Here is a 23619-nt window from a genome sequence, read left to right as displayed (position 1 = left end):
AATAGGCAATAGGCAACACGCTTGAAAGTCTATTGATATAGGGGTTTTAGATTAATTTATGCCCTAAATTCTGCTTCAACTGCTATACATACCATTAGTGGAATTAGACATCTATGACTCGGACAAGCAATAAGAACAGTTTGCTAGAAGCAGAAGCTTGGAAATTTCTGGAAAAGTCGATAATTTATTATCAAGGAAAGCCCATCGGTACGGTAGCCGCTCACGATCCACATTCAGATGCACTCAATTATGACCAGTGTTTTCTCCGGGATTTTGTACCTTCTGCTTTAGTGTTTCTCATGTACGGCAAAGCAGATATTGTCCGCAATTTTTTAATAGAAACACTGAAATTACAAAGTCATGAAAAGCAGATGGACTGCTTTGAGCCAGGGGCAGGGTTAATGCCTGCCAGTTTCAAAGTCCAATCCAATGGAAGTGAGGAATTTTTGGTTGCTGATTTTGGCGAACAAGCCATCGCTCGTGTTCCTCCAGTTGATTCTTTTATGTGGTGGATTGTGCTCTTACGGGCTTATGAAAAAGCTACAGGCGATTTGGCTTTAGCGCGTCAGCCAGATTTTCAAGTAGGAATCAAGTTAATTTTAGATCTTTGTTTGGTACATCGCTTTTCCATGTATCCAACAATGTTAGTTCCCGATGGCGCGTTTATGATTGACCGTCGCCTGGGAGTTTACGAACATCCTTTAGAAATTCAGGTATTATTTTATGCGTCCTTGAGGGCAGCTAAGGAATTACTTTTACCAGATGGCAATGGTGAGAGTTATCTGGATAAAGTTAATCGGCGATTGGGAGCTTTAAAATACCATATCGCCAATTACTACTGGCTAGACGTACAGCGATTGCGGGAAATTTATCGTTACAAAGGTAACGAATTTGGTAAAGAAGTTGCGAATAAATTTAACATCCATTCAGAATCTATCCCCAGTTGGTTGACCGAGTGGTTACCTGAAACTGGAGGATATTTAGCCGGGAATTTGGGGCCGGGACGGATGGATTTTCGCTTTTTTACTTTGGGAAATCTGATGGCAATCTTAGCTTCCTTGGCAAGCGAAAAGGAATCTCAAAGTATCATGAATTTGTTTGCCGAACGCTGGCAAGACTTGATTGGCTATATGCCTGTCAAAATCTGCTTTCCAGCTTTGGAAGGTTTGGAGTGGAGAATTGTTACAGGATGTGACACTAAGAACATTGCTTGGTCTTATCACAACGGTGGGAACTGGCCTGTTTTATTGTGGTTATTTACCGCTGCCGCACAGAAAACAGGTAGGATAGAACTTGCCCAAGAAGCGATCGCCATTGCCGAAAGTCGTTTATTTGAAGATAAATTCCCGGAATACTACGATGGTAATAATGGTCGTTTAATTGGCAAAGAAGCGAGAATTTATCAAACTTGGAGCATTGCCGGGTTACTAGCAGCAAAACAGTTCCTAGCAAATCCAGATTACTTGGAATTAATCAGTTTTCCAGAAGGTCTTGAAGGCCCTGGCTGTAGCATTTGAGAAGGCAGGAGGCAGAGGGCAGAGGGCAGAAGGTTTTATTAACGCTCTTCTATGACTCTGGAGAGAGAATAATCCAAGCGATTAGAAATCGCGACTACACAAACTCTCGTCCGCCTGCGGGGACTAACGCCAAAATAGGGTTTCAAATTTAAAGATCTTGCCAAAAGCTGTAATGTTTTGGCAAGTATTTACTATGGGCTGCCATCTGATAGCTAAACCTAAATGCATAATTAGTAAGAGGTGGCAACCTCCGACGTTGGAGAAGTGTCTCATCTTAAAGTAGTAGACGCCATAATCGAGAGCGTCAAACAAATACTAATGTGATGTTTAGATGACCAGCATGAAATTCCAACTTTACTTAGGCTCTTTACTTTCCCAGATTAAAGTACGTCATTGGTGGATAAGCATTCTCTTATGGATAGCTTTGGTTGCCCCAGCTCAAGCGGCTGTAATCTTGCGCGTAGCAATTGAGAGGGGGGTTAATCAGGTAAAAGTCGGCAGTTCCACAACTGGGATCGTTAAGGATAGTACTGGCCGGACTTTGGGACAATTACCGGCCATGAGTGCGTTTTATGCTCAAGCGGTTCCTGGCGGAGTGGCTTTAGATAAATGGCAGTCTGGTTTATTTTGGATTGAGCCGACAGGTAAAGGATTTGTTTACATTGGCGATCGCTGGTATCGGGGCAGAACTTTGGTCGTCCCCACAGAAAAAGGCTTAACTGCTGTTAACTGGGTTGATGACCAAGAGTATCTCTACAGCGTTCTCGGTGGTGAAATGAATGCTAGTTGGCCTCAAGAAGCTTTGAAAGCCCAGGCGATCGCAGCCCGCACCTATGCCCTTTACGAACGAGAAAAACAACGGAATAATCCCGTTTACGATTTAGGCAACACTCCCGACCGCTGGCAAATTTACAAAGGTGTGATTAGCGAATCTCCTGCTACTTACAAAGCAGTCGATGAAACAGGAGGGCAAGTACTAACTTATAAAAACAAGATTATTCTCTCAGTTTTCCATGCTTGTTCTGGCGGACATACCGAAAACGTGGAAGATGTTTGGGGAAATGCCTTACCCTACCTACGTGCTGTTCAAGACTACGACCAAAATATCAGTGAGTGTAATTGGGTCAAAAGCTTCTCCCCTAGCGAAATTAGCTCTAAATTTCCTGAGGTAGGTAGTGTAACGGCGATCGTTCCAGAAACATTTTCGCCTTTTAGGAGTGTCAAAGTCCTGAAAATTGTCGGCAACAAGGGCACGAAAGTCTTACAGGGCGAACAAGTGCGGACAGCGCTCAAACTCAAAAGTACCCGCTTTAATGTTTCCAAAGGAGCGGATGGTAGTTTTGTCCTCCAAGGACTTGGCTTCGGTCATGGTTTAGGCATGAGTCAATGGGGAGCATACAATTTGGCTCGTCAAGGAGTCAACCACCTGCAAATTTTGGGACATTATTACAAAGGTGTAGCTCTAACACCAATCCAGGCTAAGTAAGTCCACTGTTGTACTTAACCATTGTTTAGGGTTGCACAGCTAGCTGTGTGACCCTAGAGTAATTTTGTTTTTACTTTATAAGGCTCTAATGGAAAAAATCAAATAAATATTTTAAACGAGATTGCTTACACAGTGTAAATGCGTCCTAAAATCAAGGGATTTTAATTATGGGGTAAGTTGTCGCGCCTACAAGTTGCACCATTTTTATTGCCTTTTAATGAGTGTATTAAATATCAAAAGCCCAGTTTTGATGACCGGGCTTTTGAAATAATGGGGCTATATTCCCCGTAGGTTAGTTATAGAAGTTCAGTATAATTATCGATGCTCTGATATGTAATACCACTCTAGTATTATTGATTCCGGAAAATTAGCGAAAAATTTTTAGAGTAATTTTGATCTCTAACCGAATGAGCAAAATACAGCAAGCAACTAGCAGCTTCAAGAAGACGCAGGTGTACAAAAAAAAGAGTATTTGATAATTTCACCGAAACGATGCTGAGTAAAAAGTAAAATTAAACGGACTAGGCACAAAAGGTTTGAGAGCAACAACATCTTTTAAGCCTATTCCCTGTTCCCTGTTATAAAAGTATTTATTTTTGGCTTTTGGTGATGAACAATATATTCGGTAGCTGGCAAGAATGGTTAACTGTACTAGCCTATCTAGGTTTTACGGTCTTGATTATCTGGCGGGTCTTTAGCGCCGAGAAGAATTAAAAAAGTTGCATATCATTTCACCAGCACTTTTTTGCTCAAAAGGCAAAACAGTTCCATTTTGTTGAATTTTAACTCGTTGATGGCAATTATAGACTTCAATAGGTGTTTTTACTCCATCTATGCTCACAGATGCCCTGTATTCCCAATAGTTTTTAGCACTACGGTGAATACTGAGAATACAAATCTGGTGACCCTCGTAATTCTTGCATACAGATGCAAAAGCCGGAAGTGCCACTGAAAAAGAGAGTATTAATAGCAATACAAAAGTGGCATATTTCATCGTGTTTATAAATAAGCTGGGGTAAATAATTCTAGAATTTATGAGGTTGTAGATAAATAGCTTTGAATACTCGATCTTTTGTAAATTGAGCCTCCTAAATCAGAGCGATCCCTGTCACAGGCACTCTAAATTGTTCTCAGTGTTTTTTCTGTTTAATCTGGGTTTAATTATGATGGAGTTCCATAAAAACATAAACCGTCTGTTGTACCCTCTGAAATACTAGAATTAAAAATAGCGATCGCTACTTTCCCATGATTGCAGTGTCATATCAAGTTCCTTTAACTACTTATAATTCAAAATTCTCCGCGTCTTTGCGTTTCCCTGTCTCAGGGTCTGTCCTAACTATAAGTATTCATCCGAACCTAATATCAGGCGAATTGTGAGCGATCGCAATTCCCGATATTAATAAAAAATCAACTCGTTTGGAAGGAACCATTTTTTGCTCTATTTTAAGCGATTTAGTCGAGTTGCTTGTTTTTTTTAACTTTCTTGGCATCAGATTCCGTTTGGTTATTTCCCTTCCCAGAAGGCACGGGATTGGATTTAGGTTGATAAGGCGGAGGTGGGCTTCCCAAATCAGACGCCCAGTTGTTCTCGTCTACTAACCCAAAGTTTCTTGTCTCAAACCACTCTGATTTGAGCAGCGACCACCAATCAGCTGTCAGCCCTTTCAATACATAGTCATAGGGAAGCCAACCATAACCGCCTTCTCCCCAATCATTTCCCCAAGAGTTTCTAATCAGTAATGCTCCTTGTGACACCATACCATCAGCATTTTCTATTACCTTATAGTCTTCATAGCCAACTGCAACAGCAGCGTGACCTCCTTTTACCTTATCTTTCTCAACTGGGTAAGGGATATGACCTTTTTGGTTTGAGTCATTGTCGATGGAATCATAAATAGTAAACCCAAATGCACAAGGAAAACCAGCAGCTAAAACCGTCTTAATCCGAAATAACAGTATATCTTCTGAAGTACCGGCAGGATTTAGACGGAAGTATTTCAGCGCTTGATAACTCTGGGCGAAAGAGTAGCAGAAGTTAGTTGGTTCTTCATCAAACTTATCTTCTTGATAAGGCCAGTATTCCTCTGGAGGCACACCAAATAATGCCATTGCCTTCATTGTTTCTCGAAGAGATGCTCCCACATCACCTTGGCGATGCATTAAAGTGCGTGTTACTTTGTAAAGAAACAGTCGAGAAGCATCGATATGCCTATCAAAACTTCTTTTTTCAAAATACTCCATTAAGGCAATCCCAGCATGTGCTGTACATGAATCCAATGAGCCTTGGTCTTCAATAGGAGAACACCAAAAGCTTAAATCCACAAATTCTGGTAATAATAAATTTACAATTTTTTGAGCGTTTGGCTGGCCTTGTTGTTTTTCTCTGATTCTTTTTTCTAAATCCCATTCTATGAGAATAGTTTGTAAATTACCTTGAAAGTCAGGTTCTTTTTCTAACTCTGGTTCTACATGGGTTTGCGGTGGTAGAATTTGGATAACTGTTCTCAATTTCTTACGATATAAGACTTCTATTTTATCTTCTTCTGGCTGGAATTGAGTATTATTACTTTCTCTTTCTTGTTGCGCCTTGAACTTAGCCTTATTATTTTCTATTCTCTCTTGTAAAAAAATGAGAGACTTAAAGATTTCATCTATCTTTTGTAGAGAATTGGATATCCTGTTTTGCTGTAGTGATTTACTACTCTTGCTCTTAATATTCTTAACGGCTTCTTTAAAGCTTAAAATTCTGGAAAGGGCTACAGGTATAAATAATGGATTAAAATTCCACTCTTTTAACAATTTTGTTTGTTGTTCTACTTTGCGATAAATGTTTGATTTTTCTGAAGGAATTTGTTTTTGCAGTTCTCTGATTACCTCCATAAATGCTTGAACTTTTTCTTCATCTTGCTGTTTTTGAGCTTGAGGGAATTTATCAGATAACCATTTATCAAATGATTTGTCCAGCTGCTCTAAACTATTATTTACAGCTGTTTCAAGATTTGTATGTTGAGCCACAGGAGAAATTATTCTATAAACCCATGTAACTATCAAATCAATTGCTTTTTGCAATTCTTTCTTTGCTCGTTGAAACTCATTTTGAGAACTAGAATATTCTTTTTTCAATTCTTCTTGATTTTTTTCATCGCTAAGCGTTTGTCGCTGAAATCCTTTGTCACTAATAAAGTCTTCTACTTTCAATTCACTTATTTGAAAAATTTTTAAAATAATTTCATAAAGTACAATAGGTGTTGGTGAAGAAGCTGCAATAATTAACAGCTTGTTGTTCTGTACAGTTTGAGAATCTAACTCTGGAGTTTTTGAACCTAGCGATAGATTTTTTAGAATAACTAGGTTATCTAAAACTCTCCAAGTCTCTTTGCCAACTATACCATCCACTTTTAGTCCATACTTAGCTTGAAAATATCTAACTGCTTGCTCTGTCAGTGAGTCAAAATATCCTGTTACTAATCCATTGAATTCTTCTAACTGTATCAACCGGAACTGTAATTTTTCAACTCTTTTGTTACAACTACCAATATAATCTTCTTCATTATCATTTATGTTAGAGTGATTGTCAGGAAATATCTCGATTGATGGATGATATGTATCCAATAATTTTGAAAAATTTTTGTTGTTGTTTAACTCTTTTAAATTTGGTAATTTTAATATTTGATTTTGAATTTCTTGAAGATTTTTTTGCCATTGCTGTGATTGAAGTTCCACTTCCTGGCTTTCATTTGGATATCTAGCTTCTAAAATTTGGTTGAGACATGTTAGAATATAAAGCGTAGTTTTATCAACAAAATTATTAGTTAATTCATTTAAATCTCTAAAGGCTTTATTGAATTTATTTACAGTTTCTTCAGTGATTTTACCAAAATAACCATATTCAATAATGTATTGGAAATTATCTACTTTACAATCCTCATTTAAATTAAAGTTAAAAACTTGATTTAATTCATCCAGTGATTTCATGAAATCACAAATTTCACTGGTGGGATTTTCAAAATTATCTTTATATTTGAGAAGTTTTAGCAAAAGTTTTTGAAGTTCATATACTTCATAACCTACACTTCCATAAATTAAAAAAGTTTGGTTAGTCAAAGTAAAAGCTTTAACTAACTTAAAACTTCCACGTATCGTTTTCTCAATCTTCTCAATTTTATCTGGGGAGATACCTGGGGTATTTCTGATTAAATCTAAAATTTCAGCTAGAGGTTCTTGTGCATCATTGGTTATTTGTAGATCCTGAAATTTTGTCCCTAGCTTATCTTTGATTTTGCCTATGTGGTAGTCCCTAACATCAGGGTAGTCTGGTATCCAACCTGTCCCTTTTTTATCTACCATGATTTCCTTTAATATTTATGTTGTTATATTTAACTAGCTTTACCCTAAACTTTATGCAAAATAGTTCAATTTTTTAAGCATATAAACAATAAAATCAAGCTAGAGATTATTAAAAAATGTAAAAAATAGCACAAATAATTTATTAAGCGATTATTCACAATATACTTAGAAGAAAAGCACAATTTGGCTGAATTAAGAGCCAATCTGAGTTTTCACTCCATCACAAAGATGCTTGTCGTAGGTATCGCTCCTATTACTAGTATTATTATGTAAATAATCCTGTAGCCAATCGCACCCTCGTCCCATTAGCCCATCTAAGTTAAGATTTTCTATATTCCACAAAATTGCTGTGCCATCTTTACTACCAGATACGAGAGTCTTACTATCAGGGCTAAAACTGATACTATTGACTTCAGCATAGTGTCCAATCAGAGTGGTAATCAAAGTACCGTCTTTGTGCCAGAGTTTCACCGTTTTGTCATCACTAGCAGTAGCAATCATTTGACCATCAGGACTGAAAGCTACTTGCGAAATTGCAGCAGTGTGTCCATTGAGGCTGATCTCACCACCATGAAGCTGCCTGAGTTTGACGCTATTGCCCACAGCGATCGCAATTATTTTGCTGTCGGGGCTAAAATTTACGCTATAGATAACATCACCATAATTCTGGGAGTTTAGCTCCTTCCCCTCAAGGTTCCAGAATTTTACAGTTTTGTCGAAACTAGCGCTAGCAATCATCTTGCTGTTGGGGCTAAAACTCACACTAAAGACAGCATGATTATGCTTGAGGGATTTTAACAGCCGTCCTTGGCGATTCCAGAGTTTCACCATTTTGTCGTCACCTGCGGTGGCAATTATCTTGCCGTCTGGGCTAAAACTCACACAACGGACACGATCGCTATTGTTCATGTGCTTGAGAGTCCTAAATACCTTACCCTGCCGATTCGAGAGTCTCACCTTTCCGTCCTCACTAGCAGTAGCAAATATCTGATTATCAGGACTGAAACTGACATCCCATATTGGATAGGAAATCTCTTGTAAGTTTTTGCTAGTCTTCTGGTGTGGGTTCCACAGTTTTACCATCCCGTTATTAGTGACAGTGGCGATCGCCTCTCCATCGGGTGAGAAGCTGACGCGATTGACTGCATCATCGTGTTTAAGAAGGGTTAGCCAAGGATAGTTAATTTGCCATAGTTTTAGTGTCTTATCTTTACTAGCAGAGGCCAAAGTCAGGGTACGACTATTGGGGCTGAAACTCACGCTATTGACTGTACTACTATGTCCTTTGAAGGTAGTTAGTTCCTGGGGTTTCTGGGGGTTTGTTATGTCCCAGAGTGTTACAGTGCTATCATCATTCGCTGTGGCAAGAGTCTGACCATCAGGGCTAAAACTCACACCGTAGATAGAACTGCCCTGCCTATTTTGTGTGTTCAATTTTTCGATGAAGCTACCATCTCGATTCCAGAGTCTCACTGTTTTGTCTAAACTGGCGGAGGCAAAAATACGGCCGTTGGGACTGAAACTTACGCTAGTGACTGTATTAGTATGCCCTTTTAGAGTCTTGAGTTCCTTACCTTGTTTGTTCCACAGTTTTACCTTCCTGTCTCTACTACCAGAGAGTAATATCTGACCATCGGGGCTGAAACTCACGCTATAGACTTCATAATTATGACCCTTAAGGATTTGGAATTTTTGATCCTTTCGATTCCAGAGCCTCACATTGTTGTCCTCACTGCCAAAGGCAAGGGTTTTGCTGTCAGGGCTGAAACTCACAGTGCGAACTCCAGTATTGAGCTTCTCAAAAGTTTTAAGTTCCTTGCCTTGTTTGCTCCAGAGTTTCACCGTCCCGTCTAAACTGGCAGAAGCAAGTATTTGACTGTCAGGGCTAAAACTTAGACTTATAACAGTATCTTGATGCCCTTCTAAAGGTTTGAGTAAAAGACCATGCTTATTCCAGATTTTCACTGTCCTGTTTGCACCAGCAGTAGCAAGAATCTCGCCATCAGGACTGAAACTAACGCTATTGATGGCATCGTTTTCGTTCAGGCGATCGCGTTCCGTTACCCAATAAATCGCCTGTCCCAATACCTTCATCACTTCTGCCCGTTCCTGATTTGGAATCGTGATTTTGGCTGTATCCAGTTCTTTGAGTTTCTTCCCGGCTTTTAAACCTTCTATTAAGGCATCAACGGTATCTCTATTTACGGTAAAACGTGCATCTGACGCTGAAATTATGGCTTGAAGTTCGGATTTTTGTGCTGCTATGCGCTGGCGATCGGCTTCCTTCCACCCAATTGCTGCAACAATAGCCGATCCTGTTGAAATAACCAACCCTATAGTAATAAGAATGAGTCTTGTTCTGTGACGTGCCCTTTGGGCTTTACGACTTTCGCCGATATACTCTTGTTGGAGTGGTGTAATTAAAGGTTTTTTCCCTGCTCCTGTAGTGAACCACTGTTCTGCTTGTTCTAGTTGGCTACCTTGCAGCAAGTAACTATTGTTGCGTTTTTGCCGATCCCACTCCAAAGCCAGCATGAGTAAGCGGGTATGCTCTTTAACATGAGCTAAATCAGTATCAAGCGCTTGGAGTAATGATTGCAAGGCTGTATTGAAATCATTACTTTCCTGGAAGAAAATATAGTTAATTTTGGCTAATTCAGGATGAACACCCTCAACATACTGCCACACTATTGGCACTAAACGTTTATTGTGTTTGAGGGCGTATGCAATCTCTTCACCGCAGACTTCAGAAACGACTGAATTCGGACTAATAATAAAGATAAAATTATTAGCTTTTTCAATTCCTTCATAAATTTCTTTGCGCCAATCTGCCGTAAACGGAATTCCCTCCCAATCCACCCAAATATCACGCTTGTGTTGCTTGAGCGCTTCATGAAGTCTTTTAACGAAGTCTTTATCTTTGCGGGAGTAAGAAATAAACGCCTCGGTCATTTAACTCTCTATAAATACTTAATAAAATTTCGAGAAAACACTGCCTGGTAAAAGAATTATGGAGAATGCAAATTTAATATATTGTTTAGATTTTTTTTACTATAGCAGGAGGCAGGAGGTAAAAGTATTACTATTCCTAGCTTCCATGCTTTCAAAATGTCCTAACCTGTGTGACTACGGCTATATATGATGATTTTTCGATAAAATTTCACTCAAAGACCAAAAATTAACTATTTTGATACAAAGATTCAGGTAGATCTGTGTATAAACGAAAAAGACCGCAGTCGCTCCCCTTTTTAAGCTACGGTGTACATACATCTCTATAGAAAACCAAAATCATCGTCGATCCTCCTAAATCCTCCTTTTTAAGGAGGATTTTGAGAACTTTTGTTTTGCCCACCTTTTAAAGGGGATTGGGGGGATCAAAAGCGTGTAGCGCAACTCTAGAAGACTTGTGTATACACCGTAGCCTTTTTAAGGGGGGGATCTTAACCGAACCGGATGTCTGGACTCTTGACAACCTAAGCACAAAATATACAATTTAAATGCGTAAAAGCTTGGCTAAAGTAAGTTTTTGCACTTCGGTTAATATTGAGAATACAAATCTGGTGGCGTAGGCGTAGCCCATCGTAGACATCGTAATTCTTGCATACAGATGCAAAAGCCGGAAGTGCCACTAAAAACGAAAGTATTAATAGCAACACAAAAATAACAAATTTTATCCTGTTCATAAACGATTATTAACATTACATTATGGGAAATATTATTAAATTTCAAACCCTTTGAATTGCAACCAAAAACAAATTTTGAAGAATGTTGGATTGTACGCTCTTTTGCAGCACTACTGCTATTTGGTCAAGTGTGGCTGCATTTACTCCAGGGAAAAACCTACTACCGCAAGATTTTGCAACATATGGTGACTGCTGGCCCAGATTCTATCTCTCCAGTTTTGCTTGTGGGCGGTTTTGCAGGAATGATTTTTACTATTCAGACAGCCAGAGAATTAGTGCGATTTGGTGCTGTTAATGCTGTGGGAGGTGCTTTTGCATTGGCTTTTTGCAGAGAATTGGCTCCAATTTTGACTGCTAGTATTATGGCGGGACAAGTAGGTTCTGCTTTTGCAGCCGAAATAGGTGCAATGCAAGTGACAGAGCAAATTGATGCACTTTATATGCTCAAAACCGATCCAATTGATTATCTAGTACTTCCTAGAGTAATTGCTTGTTGTTTGATGGTGCCTTTGATGACAGTTTTTGCTTTAGTTACGGGTATCATCGGCGGAGTTGTTGCTGCATGGGAGTTTTATCAAATTGTTCCAGAAATTTTTTTAGAATCAGTCAGAGATTTTTTAGACCCCTCAGATTTGTTGATTATTTTGCTCAAAGGTTTTATTTTTGGGGTGCTAGTTGCTGTTATTGGCTGTAGTTGGGGATTAACTACTAAAGGAGGAGCAAAGGAAGTAGGAGAATCAGCAACAAAAGCAGTTGTTACTAGTTGGGTGTCAATTTTTATTATGGATTTTTTTCTGTCTGTGCTGCTGTTTGAACACGTTGAATTTTGAACAATCGAATTCCCAACTTGTATCAGCAGTCGGGAATTTTACAGGATATTTTAATGAAAGTTCAAAACAAAATCTAAGTCTCAAACCCTTGTGTCAAGCCTGTTTTCATGAATGATCATGTTCTTTATGTCATAACATTAGTAAAATTTCAGAATTTACTAACTTGTAGACAAGGACGCCCAAGACCAAACCTGTCAATGAAGCTATAGACGCACTCCAAAAAGCTAGTTTTTTCTTCAAATCAGCTACTTGAAAGTCTATCCTGACTAATATAGTTGCCGAAACAATCAGTAAGGTATCAAGAAATATCCTAAACCAGGCAAGCATAATAAAGAACAAGAAAGCTGCTAAAACGGCAACGCCAAAAGCTCGGATATTTGATTCAAAGACAAGAGTGTAGTAGTATGTCACCTTTGGCCAAGGAGTTGTCAAAGTTAGTATTAAAAGCAAGATACCAACTACAATCGCCGACCACACAAACATAGGAGGATGCGTTTCAGATATTACCCAGCCCAAAGTACTGTAGCTAAGCAGCACTAGCGCTAGGGACACCCAAGGAACTCTTTTCAAAATTGACATGGGTTGATATTGCCAGTACAGGGCTAAAGCGTTATTTGATCCCTAAGTCGAGTTAATAGAGACTCTATTTCACTTATAGCCTGTCATGCTTTTGTCAAGCAAAGCAATTAACAATTCAAAATTCAAAATTTAGCCCTGAGCGGAGTCGTACCCCTACGGGGAAGCAAGCTACGCATAGCGTCTCGCAGAGAAGAGTCAAAATTAAAAACATTTCAGACGGGGGGATTTAAACCCCGACTGAAAATGAGTCTACGTGTAGACGTAGCGCTTGCGTCTGTAGCAAGCTTCCGGCGATAGCGAACTTGCGAGCGTCTGGCTCGGCCAATGCCAAGGGCGAAGACAACTTTGTAACAGAGGGGTCTTAAACCCTTGAATTTACGATAACTTTGTAGAGAATTTCAACACAAAGTAGTTAAATATATTGATAAAGATTTGTAAACTGTTAGCAGCCGAGTAGCCGCGTGTCACATCTTAGTTAAGGAATAATCATGAGACAACTTGTTATTGCTGAGCGCGTATGCCTCATTGCTCATATCTTGTCAAAAGCTTTTGGACTAGCAGGGATGCTACTGGTCTTACCTCATGCCGAAATAATTTTAAATTTATCCCAGGTTGGAGAAACTGCCATACAGTTAAGTATGGCTGGCGGTGGTGTAGTTGATATTATCTTTGGAACAGTAGCAGTTTCTATTTATGCCTACCGGACGCTGGGACTAGGAACTTGGCTGGCATTTATGCTCCCGGCTGTGTTTATCTCTTTGGGAAGTGAATTATTAGGAACCAGCACAGGTTTTCCATTTGGTGATTATGGTTACTTGAGTGGTTTAGGTTACAAGATTGGCGGGTTAGTTCCTTTTACAATTCCTTTGTCTTGGTTTTATGTTGGCTTATCGTCTTACTTAATTGCCAGATGTGGTTTGAAGGTGGCCCAAAAACCGAGTTGGGGACGCCATATTGCTGCTATAGCTGTTGGCGCCTTGCTGTTCACTTGCTGGGACTTTGCCCTTGAACCAGCAATGAGTCAATCTTCTCTACCGTTTTGGTATTGGGAGCAACCAGGAGATTTCTTTGGAACACCTTACCAGAACTATGCAGGTTGGTTTGGCACTAGTGCAGTGTTTATGAGTATCGCAGGGTTATTGTGGAGAAAAACTTCGATAAAATTACAGCGATCGCAACTTAATCTTCCTTTAGTAGTTTATTTAAGTAACTTTGCCTTCGCCGCCGGACTCAGCTTAGCAGGTGGGTTCTTTATCCCTGTGTTACTCGGCTCAGTGCTAGGTGTAATTCCCGCAGTGGTGTTGTGGTTCAGGAGTTCAACCACACCCGCTCAAGTTGCTATTGAACCAGTAACTCAAGAAGTCTCAGCAGCAAGCGTTAAAGTTGTTTTGAAATAGATAGATTGGGGAGTGGGGAGTGGGGAGATGGAGAAGACGCGGGGACGCGGGGACACGGAGAATAACCAATGACAAATGACAAATGACAAATGACAAATGACAACGCCTTGATACTAGAAAGCACCATCTCCCTTGTATTGCTAATTATCCAAGTACCAGCAACGGCAATTTTACTTTCGCGTCTGCTAAAGGGGCCAAGACGCCATCCGCCAATAGAACCGCAACAGCCAACGCCAGAATTGTTGGGTAGGGTGAGTGTTGTTGTTCCTACGCTGAATGAGGCGCTTCGTATTAGCCCTCTGTTAGCTGGTTTGAGTCGGCAAAGCTACGAAGTTCGCGAAATTGTTGTTGTAGATAGCAATTCCAGTGATGGTACTCCCGACTTGGTAAAGGCGATGCAGCAAAAAGATCCGCGCTTTCGCTTGATGACAGATGACCCCTTACCCTCTGGTTGGGTGGGACGTCCTTGGGCGTTGCATAATGGTTTTCTAGATAGCTCAGAAGCTAGTGAATGGTTTCTGGGACTGGATGCTGATATTCAACCGCATTCTGGTTTGGTTGCTGGCTTGATGAAGACGGCCGAAGCACAAGGTTATGACTTAGTTTCCCTTTCACCCCAATTCATTCTCAAATATCCAGGGGAATGCTGGCTACAACCGGCTTTGTTGATGACTCTGCTTTACCGATTTGACCCAGCTGGGATCAATACACAGCAGCCAGAACGGGTAATGGCAAATGGACAGTGTTTTTTGTGCCGTCGTTCTGTTTTAGCGGCTGTGGGTGGTTACAGCAGCGCAAGTAGTTCTTTTTGTGATGATGTCACTTTGGCACGAAATATTGCTGTTCAAGGTTATAAAGTTGGATTTTTAGATGGCGCAAAAGTACTAAAGGTACGGATGTATGAAGGGGCGATGGAAACATGGAAGGAATGGGGGCGGAGTCTTGACCTCAAAGATGCAAGCTCTCGTTCTCAGCTATGGGGTGATTTGTGGCTACTCTTTGCAGTCCAAGGTTTACCACTTTTAATAATCCTGACTTACTTGTTGATTTCTCTGTCACCTTCACTAGAGACGCGATTAATGAGCCAGCGCGTTGCGGGGGTTCCCCCCGTTGTAGCGACTGGCGTCGCGTCTCTACCGACTCCATCATTTCTCCTACTGGGTTTGAATTTATTTCTGGTGGTGATTCGGTTTGGTATGCTATTGGCGATCGCACCTTCATACGATCGCCAAAGTGCCAAAGGCAGTTGGTTATTCTGGCTTTCTCCTTTAGCTGATCCCCTAGCTGTGCTACGAATCTTCTTATCTGCATTCCGCACCCCACGGGAATGGCGGGGAAGAAAATATAGTGATGGGTAGGGCAGGGGGCAGGGTCTTCTCCCCTGCCTACCCTGCTTTCTCATACCAACAGGACTTACGCACTCAGATCCCCCAACCCCCTTAAAAAGCAGGGCTGTTTCATTCCCTAAATAGCCTGAAAAATCAAGGGTTATAGCAATTAAAGATTGATTATTTTGTTACCAACGTGCCGATAAAATGAACAATTTTACTGTTGTTTAAGTGCTTAAAAGTTCATCTGGTCGTCACTCTCACTTACAATTTTTCTCGCTGACCATCTTGACAAATTGTGTTTGAAATGAAATGAAACAGCCCTGCCTTAAAAAGGGGGCTTGGAGGTTCCCCCTTTTTTAAGGGGGCTAGGGGGGATCTATGTTTCAGGCTTCAGTGCGTAAGTCCTAACCAATTTGAAAAAAGAATACTCCTGATACACAAGCTCAAACCCTTGTGATATCTAGTTTTCTTAATTTTGAATTTTGTTAGCGCAGCTAAGCCGTGTCCGCGAGCGTCATTTTGAATTTTGAATTGGTATCACTCCTCTTCACCTCCCACTTGATCCCCGCGTTCTAGTTCCCAAAGAATTTGATTTCCTTCACGGCGCACACGTGAGACTATCCAATTTCGCCAGCGCCACTGATCCCCTCTACTGGTAACAGCACTGGCGTGGACATCCATTAGATCTGCTAATTCGGAACTAGTAATTAAGTAGCCTTTTTCGGAAATTTCGTCAGCTATACGCAAAGTTTCGACCAAGTTGCGAAGTTGCAAAACCCTTATTTCCGGTGATTTTTCATCGATTGTGGCCGCATTTGGCCCAGTTGATGGTTCCATAACGGTTGTTTCTGGTGCAGAAGTAGTGACTTGGTGTGTATTTTGGTTAATTATTCTAGAATTTTTGTCATAATCAGCTACTTTTGCTACATTTGTTTCACTCGTTTTAGGTAAATTTTTATAAAGATTTGTGGGAGAAAATTGCTCTAGAGAAGGGATTTTGCCACTGGCATAGGTGCGAGCGATCGCATCACAACGTTCGTTACCTATATTACCAGAATGCCCCTTGACATATTGCCATTTTACCTGTTGGCTATTGAGTTCATCTAAGATTTCTAAAAGGTCTTGGTTTTGGACGGGTTTACCATCTGATTTTTTCCAGCCTTTGTTTTTCCAGCCTTTTACCCACTTGGTAACGCAGTTAATGAGGTACTCGCTATCAGTATAGAGGGTGATGGGTTGAGCTTGTTGAGATGTTTGCAAAAATTGGAGGGCAGCGATCGCAGCTTGCATCTCCATTTTATTATTAGTGGTGTAAGGTGATGCATCGCCCATTTCGTGAATTGAGCCATCACTGAAGTAGACGACAACACCCCAACCGCCAGGACCGGGGTTACCAGTGCAAGCACCGTCTGTGTATATGCTTTCGATTGTGGGTTGCATGGGCATGGTTAAAATATTCAATAAGCAGAAGACGCTAAGGGAAGAGTTGTTAGCGGCGAAAGCGGAGGCTAATAAAGATTAGCACAGCAAAGAAGATACCGATGCCTACACTCCAGCTAAAAACTTCAGCCCGAAACCGCAGATGTTGTTGATAATCATTTGGCTGGGCGAGAATGACGGCGGAGGCTATTTGGCTGGTGGCGAGTCCGACGCCTGCGATCGCTATAGTGGTATTGAGGGTGCGATCGCTTTTGGTTTGTTCTAGGTCGATAATACCTTGGATGGTGTTATTGAGATTTTGCAACGCCGGTTAATCTAGGACTGAGAATTGCATAATCTACTTCTACTTGTCGCTGATATTTTTTGCCATAAAATTCACTTTCGCTAAACTTTTCGAGAAATTTTAAATCGCTAGTTGTGTATTTCTGTTGGATGTCTGCTAAGTGAGATTGATAATTGTCTAAGTTTAATTTAATTGTCAGACTTTGATTTTCTAGATAGTTTAAGGCAATGGTGTAGTCTGATAATATGAATGCAAAAGCTGTACGCACCTAGTGAAACATCGGTATTGACCGAAAACGGGGTGTTTTTAAAGCGTCCTTGTTTGAAACCCCTGCTTTGAAGTATAAAGTTCCCCACCGCCTACACCCTTTTCATCCAGCGATCGCAATTGCAGGTTAGGATTTTACAGTTGGCGCTATTGTTGCAGCAAAAAGCATGGGTGGGAAATTAATTGTATTTGAAGGGGTGGAAGGCTGCGGTAAAACCAGCCAAATACAGCTTTGTTGTCAGTGGTTGGAAAGTTTAGGTATTTCTGTGGTAGTAACTCGTGAACCAGGAGGAACACAGTTAGGTTTAGATCTTCGCCGCTTGCTATTAGAAAAGGCAGAAGATAAACCAGTTGCCGAAGTGACAGAACTCTTGTTGTATGCTGCTGATAGATCCCAACACGTTGAACAAGAACTTAAGCCAAATCTTGCAGCTGGGAAATATATTTTATGCGATCGCTACACTGACTCTACCATTGCCTACCAAGGATATGGTCGAGGTTTGAACATCAGCTTAATCAATCAACTCAACTATATTGCCACTGGTGGCTTAGAAAGTGACCTAACTATTTGGCTGGATGTCGATGTCGAGGTGGGACTCTCCCGCAAAAGAGGAAGTGAAGTAGGACTAGACCGCATTGAACAAGAGACAATTGCTTTTCATCGCCGCGTTCAGCAAGGATACATAGAATTAGCAGCATCCCATCCCTCACGAATTGCACGGGTAGATGGTAGCTTGAGTAAACAGGCTGTACAACAAGTAATTCAGGAAATTTTGCATATAAATGGCGTTGCTGATTAATGGGATGATTTTTGTCTCACGCAAAGGCGAGGCAGCGCGTTGGGCGGCTCTGCCGACTTGAAGCGACTGCCGTCGCAAAGACGCAAAGAATCAATATTCTGCTTTGTACAAAAGTCTCAATTCATCCCGCATTTATGCAACGCCCTATAAATTTTCCACTGAGTTACTTATACTTCCCCCAATTTGTTTATGTTTTATTTCTAAATTCTTCTTCTTTGTGATTCAGATACATCTGTCTTCAGTAGGGTAAAACTCCAGATGTAGATTTGTTAACGTTACAAATAACACTTAATTAATTGCAATTGGAGTTAACAATGACATACACGCAAACTGGCGATCCAACTATTCGTCAACATGTGCAAGCTTGGCAAAAATTAGATGTAGATCAACAGTTGGCTTTGTTTTGGTTTATCTATGAAGAAATAGGTAACTCAATTACTCCAGCAGCCCCTGGCGCTAGTACTGCTTCTTCAGAAATTGCTGAAGGTTTATTTAATCAAGTCAAAGAATTATCTCACGAACAACAATTACAAGTTCAGCGTGATTTGATTAACAAAGTGGATACCCAAATTTCTCGCGAATATGGTTCTTTAGGTGATACCACAAAGCTACTTTTTTGGTATCTACTAGCTGAAGGTATGGAAAATGGCACTGTCATTCCTGTACCTGGTGATTATCAGCTTTCCTCAGAATCTCAAGCGCTGTTTAGCAGAATTCAAGGATTATCTTTTGAGCAACAGATTACTCTTTTCCGTGATTACGTTGCACCAATGGGTGCCGAAGCAAAAGCAGGTGCAGAAATTTAGCAATTTATAACTAACATTTTGAATTTTTTGCGCTTGGTATAAACAAATAAACACAGAGTAAAAACTAAAACTCTTACTCTGTGATTATCTATGTCCTTGGGTTAGTTGCACCCTCAATTCGGAACGCCCTTTGTTTTGTTTTCAATATGCTAGAGCTAATTCTAGCTAATTTAATCTGCCTTTTGGTTGGTTTAAATATGTTAATTTTAGATTAATCTTCTATTTTTTTATAGTTTTTTATTTACCACTAAAATATCTGAACATTAATAGAGACATAATCAGGATAGTCAAACTTTTGACGTTGATAATTGAATCTATTTTTTCATATTTAACACCCAAATTCACCTCCAACCAACGCAAAAATGTAAATAATTTACTAGAGTTTAGTATACTTTATCAAACGATTGAAGCTTGAAAGCAATCTGGCTGAGCTTTTAATGAGTTTAATATCAGCGATCGCGAAAAACTCTGAGGCTTATTTTCTACCTCAAATTTGATACAATAATCAATATTTTAATCAATACATTACTCACAGAATTTACCGCAAATTAAGTCGAAGAACGATCATCAAGGCTGACTTTATTACGCAGAAATTTTTAATCATAAGTGACGAAATTAGACTGATGACTTTTAACAGTCATCAGTCTAACTATTAATCTTTTCCAATCACTGCTTGATAGCGACCTAGCGCAATTAAAGGAAAGTATTGTTGATACATGTGATACTTGAGATAAAAATGGCAAGGAAAACCAGTACCTGTGAAGTCTGCCTCAAACCAAGTACCATCCGGCTGTTGAGTTGTCACAAGGTAGTTAATTCCCCGTTCAATGGCTTCAAGTGCTAATTTACCAGTTGCCTCACCTGCTGCCAACAGGCCAATTAAAGCCCAAGCAGTTTGAGATGCAGTACTGCGTCCTTTTCCTTTAAGACTGGGATCGTCGTAGCTGCGGCAAGTTTCGCCCCAACCACCATCTGGGTTTTGACATCCCACTAACCAAGCTGCCCCTCGTTCTATATTGAGCTTATACTTTTGAGGGTCAATCAACGCCAAAGCTGATAAAACTCCACTAGTACCGTAGATGTAATTTACACCCCAACGCCCAAACCAACAACCTTCTGTTTCTTGTTCATTTAGAAGATAAGTAAGCGCCCGCTCTAGGTTGTGGGATTCAATTGACAAATTGCAAGCACCCAGCATTTCTACTACCCTGGCGGTAACATCTGCGGTGTTTGGATCGATCATGGCTTTCAAGTCTCCGTAGGGGATGGAGTTAAGCCAATCTTGGTCATTGTCCAAATCAAAAGCAGCCCAACCGCCTGGTTTACACTGCATGGATGCAATCCATTTTAAGGCACGGGCGATCGCACCTTGCTTCAATTTTTCATTAGGGAGTTTGGCTTGATGCAGCGCCATCACCACCACAGCCGAGTCATCGACATCGGGATAAAAGCGATTGTCAAACTCAAACGCCCAAGCTCCTGGTTTTCCCTGGCGATTTTTAACAGCCCAATCTCCGTAGTCCAAAATTTGCTTTTCCAGCAACCATTCGCCAGCTCTTACCACAGCCGGATGATCTGGTGTAAAACCAGAATCCACCAAAGCACGCATCACCCAAGCTGTATCCCAAATCGGTGAAATACAAGGCTGTATCCGGTAGCAGTCCTCTGTTTCGATCGCAAAGTTATCAATTGCTTGCAACCCTCGTTCTACAATGGGGTCGTTTCGGTCATAATCCAAACACCGCAAAGCTAGCATGGAATTCAGCATCGCTGGAATAATGCCGCCCCAATCGCCTGTAGCTTCTTGCCGTTCTAAAATCCATTTTTCGGCGGCTTTGATGCCTTCTTCTCGGAAGGGGACTAAATTGAGACGTTCTGCCAACTTGAAGCCATCATCCAAGGCGAGGAATAAATCTGTCCAATCGTTATTTTTGGGTAATTCCCACTGGACTTTATCCACACCTTCAACGTATAGTTCATCTAGGTTGATACCTTGGTCAGTGAGAAAAATCGGTTTGCGATCGCATACAATCAACAACGGTACAGTGCTGGAACGCGCCCAACTAGACATCTCGTAAATATTAACTGGAAAAGCTTCGGGCAGCAACATTATCCAAGGTGGTAGCGAAGGAATACCGCGCCAGTTGTAGCAGCCAATCAACGCTAAGTGCAACTTGGTAAAAATCCGAGTTTTGCCGATTCCACCGCGTTCGAGAATAAACCTTCGCGCCCGAACCAGCGCCGGATCGCTTGCGGGTACACCCAACAGTCTCAGCGCCATGTAGGCTTCAACTGAGGTACTAAGTTCTCCGCCATCACCAAAAAAAAGCTCCCAACCGCCATGTTCGCGTTGTTCTTGACGCAGATAGGCTGCAACTTTGTGCAAAGGTCTTTTTTGGTCTGTTCCCCAAATCTTATGCAGCAGGACGACTTCGGCAGTGATGGTGACATTAGATTCCAACTCTGCCCACCAATAACCCGCCAGATTTTGAATTGAAAGCAGATATTCTTGGCTAGCCGCGATCGCTTGGGCGACTTGCTTGACTTTTACCCTGTCTTGTGTTTGCATCAAAAACCGTTCAACCTCAACACTCAACACTAGTTAACAACACGGCAATACAGGTCAAAAAATTATTATCCTCTATCAGTGGACATAGTATGTGTTTTTTGCAAGAGCTAAGAGCGATCGCACTCACTAAATCTAAATATTAGGGTAAAAATCGCAGTTAATTCTCAATCTTTGACTTTTAGGAAACCTCTGGATTATGGATGAACAACGGATGCAGGCTTATGTGAAGCTGATTGAGCAGCTTGTGGGTTGTGTCAGTGGGGAAGAGTTAATAGCAGTCTTGCAGCAGGACGCTGAGTTGGTGGATGCAATACTACTAGGGGTGATGCAGCAGTATGTAAAGTATCTTGAGAATCAAAACAATGGCAATGCCGCACAGTTTTTGGCACAGCACCACGAACAACTGAATGAACGACTACTGCAAACTTCACCGCAAGCAGTATGGTTGTTGTCAGAAAAGCCAGAGCAGCATACTTTAGCAGTTATTTTCGTGGAGTTTGGTAATTTGATTAACAAGTTCCCGTTAGGACGGTGCTGGCTGAACATAGAGTTGAGTATTGCTGCTTATCAACTTGTACTACAAGTTGATACCCGCGAGGCGTTTCCCCATGATTGGGCAATGACCCAGGCTTATCTAGCGGATGCCTACATTCAGCGGATTCGGGGAGAGAGGCTAGAGAACCTCAAACAAGCCATTGCTGCTTATAAACTTGCATTGCAAGTTTTGACCCGTGAGGCGTTTCCCCACTACTGGGCAGGTATTCAGAATAATCTGGCAAATGCCTATCTTTGTGGAATTCAAGGCGATCGCGAGAGTGCGGAGAACCTAGAACAAGCCATCACCGCTTCTCATCTTGCCCTACAAGTTTTGACCCGTGAGGCGTTTCCCCAATACTGGGCAGGTATTCAGAATCATCTGGCAATTGCCTATCTTTACCGAATTCGAGGTGAAAGGGCAGAGAACCTCGAACAAGTGATCGCCGCCTGTCAACTTGCACTACAAGTTTATACCCGTGAGGCTTTTCCCCAACAATGGGCAATGACCCAAAATAATCTGGCAAATGCCTACAGTAAGCGAATTCGAGGCGAGAGTGCAGAGAACCTCGAACAAGCGATCGCTGCTTCTTATCTTGCCCTGCAAGTTTTGACCCGTGAGACGTTTCCCCACGATTGGGCAATGGCCCAGGGTTATCTGGCAAATGCCTACATTCACCGAATTCGAGGTGAAAGTGCAGAAAATCTCGAACAAGCCATTGCTGCTTGTCAACTCGCCCTGCAAGTTTTGACCTATGATACGTTTCCCCACGATTGGGCAGCGATCCAGTATTATCTAGCAAATGCTTACAGTAGGCGGATTCGAGGCGAGAGTGCAGAGAACCTCGAACAAGCCATTGCTGCTTATCAACTTGCACTACAAGTTTATACCCGTGAAGCCTTTCCCCATGATTGGGCAATGACCCAGAATGACCTGGCAAATGCCTACATTCACCGAATTCGAGGTGAAAGTGCAGAAAACCTCGAACAAGCCATCACCGCCTGTCAACTTGCACTACAAGTCTTTTCCCGTGAAACGTTTTCCCATGATTGGGCAACGACCGAGCACAATCTGGCAAATGCCTATCTTTACCGAATTCGGGGGGAGAGGGCAGAAAACCTCGAACAAGCCATCGCTGCCTGTCAACTTGCACTACAAGTTTATACCCGTGAAGCCTTTCCCCATGATTGGGCAATGACCCAGAATGACCTGGCAAATGCCTACATTGACCGAATTCGAGGTGAAAGTGCAGAAAACCTCGAACAAGCGATCGCCGCCTGTCAACTTGCACTACAAGTTTATACCCGTGAAGCCTTTCCCCATGATTGGGCAATGACCCAGAATGACCTGGCAAATGCCTACATTGACCGAATTCGAGGTGAAAGTGCAGAAAACCTCGAACAAGCGATCGCCGCCTGTCAACTTGCACTACAAGTTTATACCCGTGAAGCCTTTCCCCAACAATGGGCAGGTATTCAGAATAATCTGGCAAATGCCTACAACAGCAGGATTCGAGGTGAGAGAGCAGAAAACCTCGAACAAGCGATCGCCGCCTGTGAACTTGCACTACAAGTTTATACCCGTGAAGCCTTTCCCCAACAATGGGCAATGAGCCAGAATAATCTAGCAAATGCCTATCTTTACCGAATTCGAGGTGAGAGGGCAGAAAACCTCGAACAAGCAATTGAAGTTTTTCAACTTGCCCTTCAAGTTCATACCCGTGAGGCTTTTCCTCAACAATGGGCAAGT

15 protein-coding genes are annotated in these 23619 nt (G+C 41.4%); 8 read left to right on the top strand and 7 right to left on the bottom strand.

Annotated elements, in window-relative coordinates:
* The first annotated feature begins 113 nt into the window (after window positions 1-113).
* A complete protein-coding gene (locus tag ACM0OY_RS28605) occupies window positions 114-1517 on the top strand; it encodes a glycoside hydrolase 100 family protein (protein ID WP_414572169.1) in 1404 nt (467 codons plus the stop codon).
* Between the two features lie 340 nt (window positions 1518-1857).
* Complete coding sequence (locus tag ACM0OY_RS28600; RefSeq protein WP_414572168.1) at window positions 1858-3003, top strand: SpoIID/LytB domain-containing protein; 1146 nt, start codon at window positions 1858-1860, stop codon at window positions 3001-3003.
* Window positions 3004-4455: 1452 nt separating this feature from the next.
* Here ACM0OY_RS28600 and ACM0OY_RS28595 read toward each other — a convergent pair.
* Together ACM0OY_RS28595 and ACM0OY_RS28590 are read right to left on the bottom strand one after the other, a co-directional pair.
* On the bottom strand, window positions 4456-7350 hold the full coding sequence (locus ACM0OY_RS28595; protein ID WP_414572167.1) for a peptidoglycan-binding protein: 2895 nt from the start codon (window positions 7348-7350) through the stop codon (window positions 4456-4458).
* Window positions 7351-7542: 192 nt separating this feature from the next.
* A complete protein-coding gene (locus tag ACM0OY_RS28590; RefSeq protein ID WP_414572166.1) occupies window positions 7543-10302 on the bottom strand; it encodes a TIR domain-containing protein in 2760 nt (919 codons plus the stop codon).
* Window positions 10303-11089: 787 nt separating this feature from the next.
* On the opposite strand from ACM0OY_RS28590, the gene ACM0OY_RS28585 reads away from it, so the two are divergent.
* A complete protein-coding gene (locus ACM0OY_RS28585; RefSeq protein ID WP_414572165.1) occupies window positions 11090-11863 on the top strand; it encodes an MlaE family lipid ABC transporter permease subunit in 774 nt (257 codons plus the stop codon).
* A gap of 129 nt (window positions 11864-11992) precedes the next feature.
* Here ACM0OY_RS28585 and ACM0OY_RS28580 read toward each other — a convergent pair whose 3' ends face one another.
* Window positions 11993-12442 (bottom strand): hypothetical protein, encoded by a 450-nt coding sequence (locus tag ACM0OY_RS28580; protein WP_414572164.1) that lies wholly within the window; start codon window positions 12440-12442, stop codon window positions 11993-11995.
* 488 nt (window positions 12443-12930) lie between these two features.
* Here ACM0OY_RS28580 and cruF point away from each other — a divergent pair, with 488 nt between their 5' ends.
* Both cruF and cruG read left to right on the top strand, forming a co-directional pair.
* Window positions 12931-13839, top strand: coding sequence for a gamma-carotene 1'-hydroxylase CruF (gene cruF / locus ACM0OY_RS28575; protein WP_414572163.1), 909 nt, complete (start codon window positions 12931-12933; stop codon window positions 13837-13839).
* Window positions 13840-13928: 89 nt separating this feature from the next.
* Window positions 13929-15197, top strand: a complete 1269-nt coding sequence (gene cruG, locus ACM0OY_RS28570) for a 2'-O-glycosyltransferase CruG (protein ID WP_414572162.1) — start codon at window positions 13929-13931, stop codon at window positions 15195-15197.
* A 510-nt stretch (window positions 15198-15707) separates the two neighbouring features.
* On the opposite strand, the gene rnhA is transcribed toward cruG, so the two are convergent.
* From rnhA to ACM0OY_RS28555, 3 genes are read right to left on the bottom strand one after another with little or no spacing between them, the layout of a single operon-like run.
* On the bottom strand, window positions 15708-16616 hold the full coding sequence (gene rnhA / locus ACM0OY_RS28565) for a ribonuclease HI (RefSeq protein WP_414572161.1): 909 nt from the start codon (window positions 16614-16616) through the stop codon (window positions 15708-15710).
* Window positions 16617-16659: 43 nt separating this feature from the next.
* Complete coding sequence (locus tag ACM0OY_RS28560; RefSeq protein WP_414572160.1) at window positions 16660-16914, bottom strand: hypothetical protein; 255 nt, start codon at window positions 16912-16914, stop codon at window positions 16660-16662.
* The gene (locus ACM0OY_RS28555) at window positions 16898-17161 is read right to left on the bottom strand and encodes a hypothetical protein (protein WP_414572159.1); all 264 of its coding nucleotides are present in this window, start codon (window positions 17159-17161) and stop codon (window positions 16898-16900) included. Before ACM0OY_RS28555 ends, ACM0OY_RS28560 begins: the two co-directional genes overlap by 17 nt.
* Before the next feature lie 166 nt (window positions 17162-17327).
* On the opposite strand from ACM0OY_RS28555, the gene tmk reads away from it, so the two are divergent.
* Together tmk and ACM0OY_RS28545 are read left to right on the top strand one after the other, a co-directional pair.
* A complete protein-coding gene (gene tmk / locus ACM0OY_RS28550; RefSeq protein ID WP_414572158.1) occupies window positions 17328-17960 on the top strand; it encodes a dTMP kinase in 633 nt (210 codons plus the stop codon).
* 314 nt (window positions 17961-18274) lie between these two features.
* Window positions 18275-18766 (top strand): orange carotenoid protein N-terminal domain-containing protein, encoded by a 492-nt coding sequence (locus tag ACM0OY_RS28545; protein WP_414572157.1) that lies wholly within the window; start codon window positions 18275-18277, stop codon window positions 18764-18766.
* Window positions 18767-19418: 652 nt separating this feature from the next.
* On the opposite strand, the gene shc is transcribed toward ACM0OY_RS28545, so the two are convergent.
* Window positions 19419-21335: a squalene--hopene cyclase gene (gene shc, locus ACM0OY_RS28540; protein ID WP_414572156.1), complete on the bottom strand. Its 1917-nt coding sequence runs from the start codon at window positions 21333-21335 to the stop codon at window positions 19419-19421.
* 196 nt (window positions 21336-21531) lie between these two features.
* On the opposite strand from shc, the gene ACM0OY_RS28535 reads away from it, so the two are divergent.
* A partial coding sequence (locus ACM0OY_RS28535) for a tetratricopeptide repeat protein (RefSeq protein ID WP_414572155.1) occupies window positions 21532-23619 on the top strand: 2088 nt, incomplete at its 3' end.

This window comes from Nostoc sp. CCY 9925 (genome assembly GCF_963920935.1).
In the GTDB taxonomy this organism is placed as follows: Bacteria; Cyanobacteriota; Cyanobacteriia; order Cyanobacteriales; family Nostocaceae; genus Nostoc.
The sequence above is the reverse complement of the archived record's forward strand: the minus strand, read 5'-3'. Positions and strand labels throughout refer to the sequence as shown.

Coding starts and splice junctions, on each gene's coding strand:
- ACM0OY_RS28605 (WP_414572169.1), top strand. CDS start 114: ATGACTCGGACAAGCAATAAGAACAGTTTGCTAGAAGCAGAAGCTTGG.
- ACM0OY_RS28600 (WP_414572168.1), top strand. CDS start 1,858: ATGAAATTCCAACTTTACTTAGGCTCTTTACTTTCCCAGATTAAAGTA.
- ACM0OY_RS28595 (WP_414572167.1), bottom strand. CDS start 7,350: ATGGTAGATAAAAAAGGGACAGGTTGGATACCAGACTACCCTGATGTT.
- ACM0OY_RS28590 (WP_414572166.1), bottom strand. CDS start 10,302: ATGACCGAGGCGTTTATTTCTTACTCCCGCAAAGATAAAGACTTCGTT.
- ACM0OY_RS28580 (WP_414572164.1), bottom strand. CDS start 12,442: ATGTCAATTTTGAAAAGAGTTCCTTGGGTGTCCCTAGCGCTAGTGCTG.
- cruF (WP_414572163.1), top strand. CDS start 12,931: ATGAGACAACTTGTTATTGCTGAGCGCGTATGCCTCATTGCTCATATC.
- cruG (WP_414572162.1), top strand. CDS start 13,929: ATGACAAATGACAACGCCTTGATACTAGAAAGCACCATCTCCCTTGTA.
- rnhA (WP_414572161.1), bottom strand. CDS start 16,616: ATGCCCATGCAACCCACAATCGAAAGCATATACACAGACGGTGCTTGC.
- tmk (WP_414572158.1), top strand. CDS start 17,328: ATGGGTGGGAAATTAATTGTATTTGAAGGGGTGGAAGGCTGCGGTAAA.
- ACM0OY_RS28545 (WP_414572157.1), top strand. CDS start 18,275: ATGACATACACGCAAACTGGCGATCCAACTATTCGTCAACATGTGCAA.
- shc (WP_414572156.1), bottom strand. CDS start 21,335: ATGCAAACACAAGACAGGGTAAAAGTCAAGCAAGTCGCCCAAGCGATC.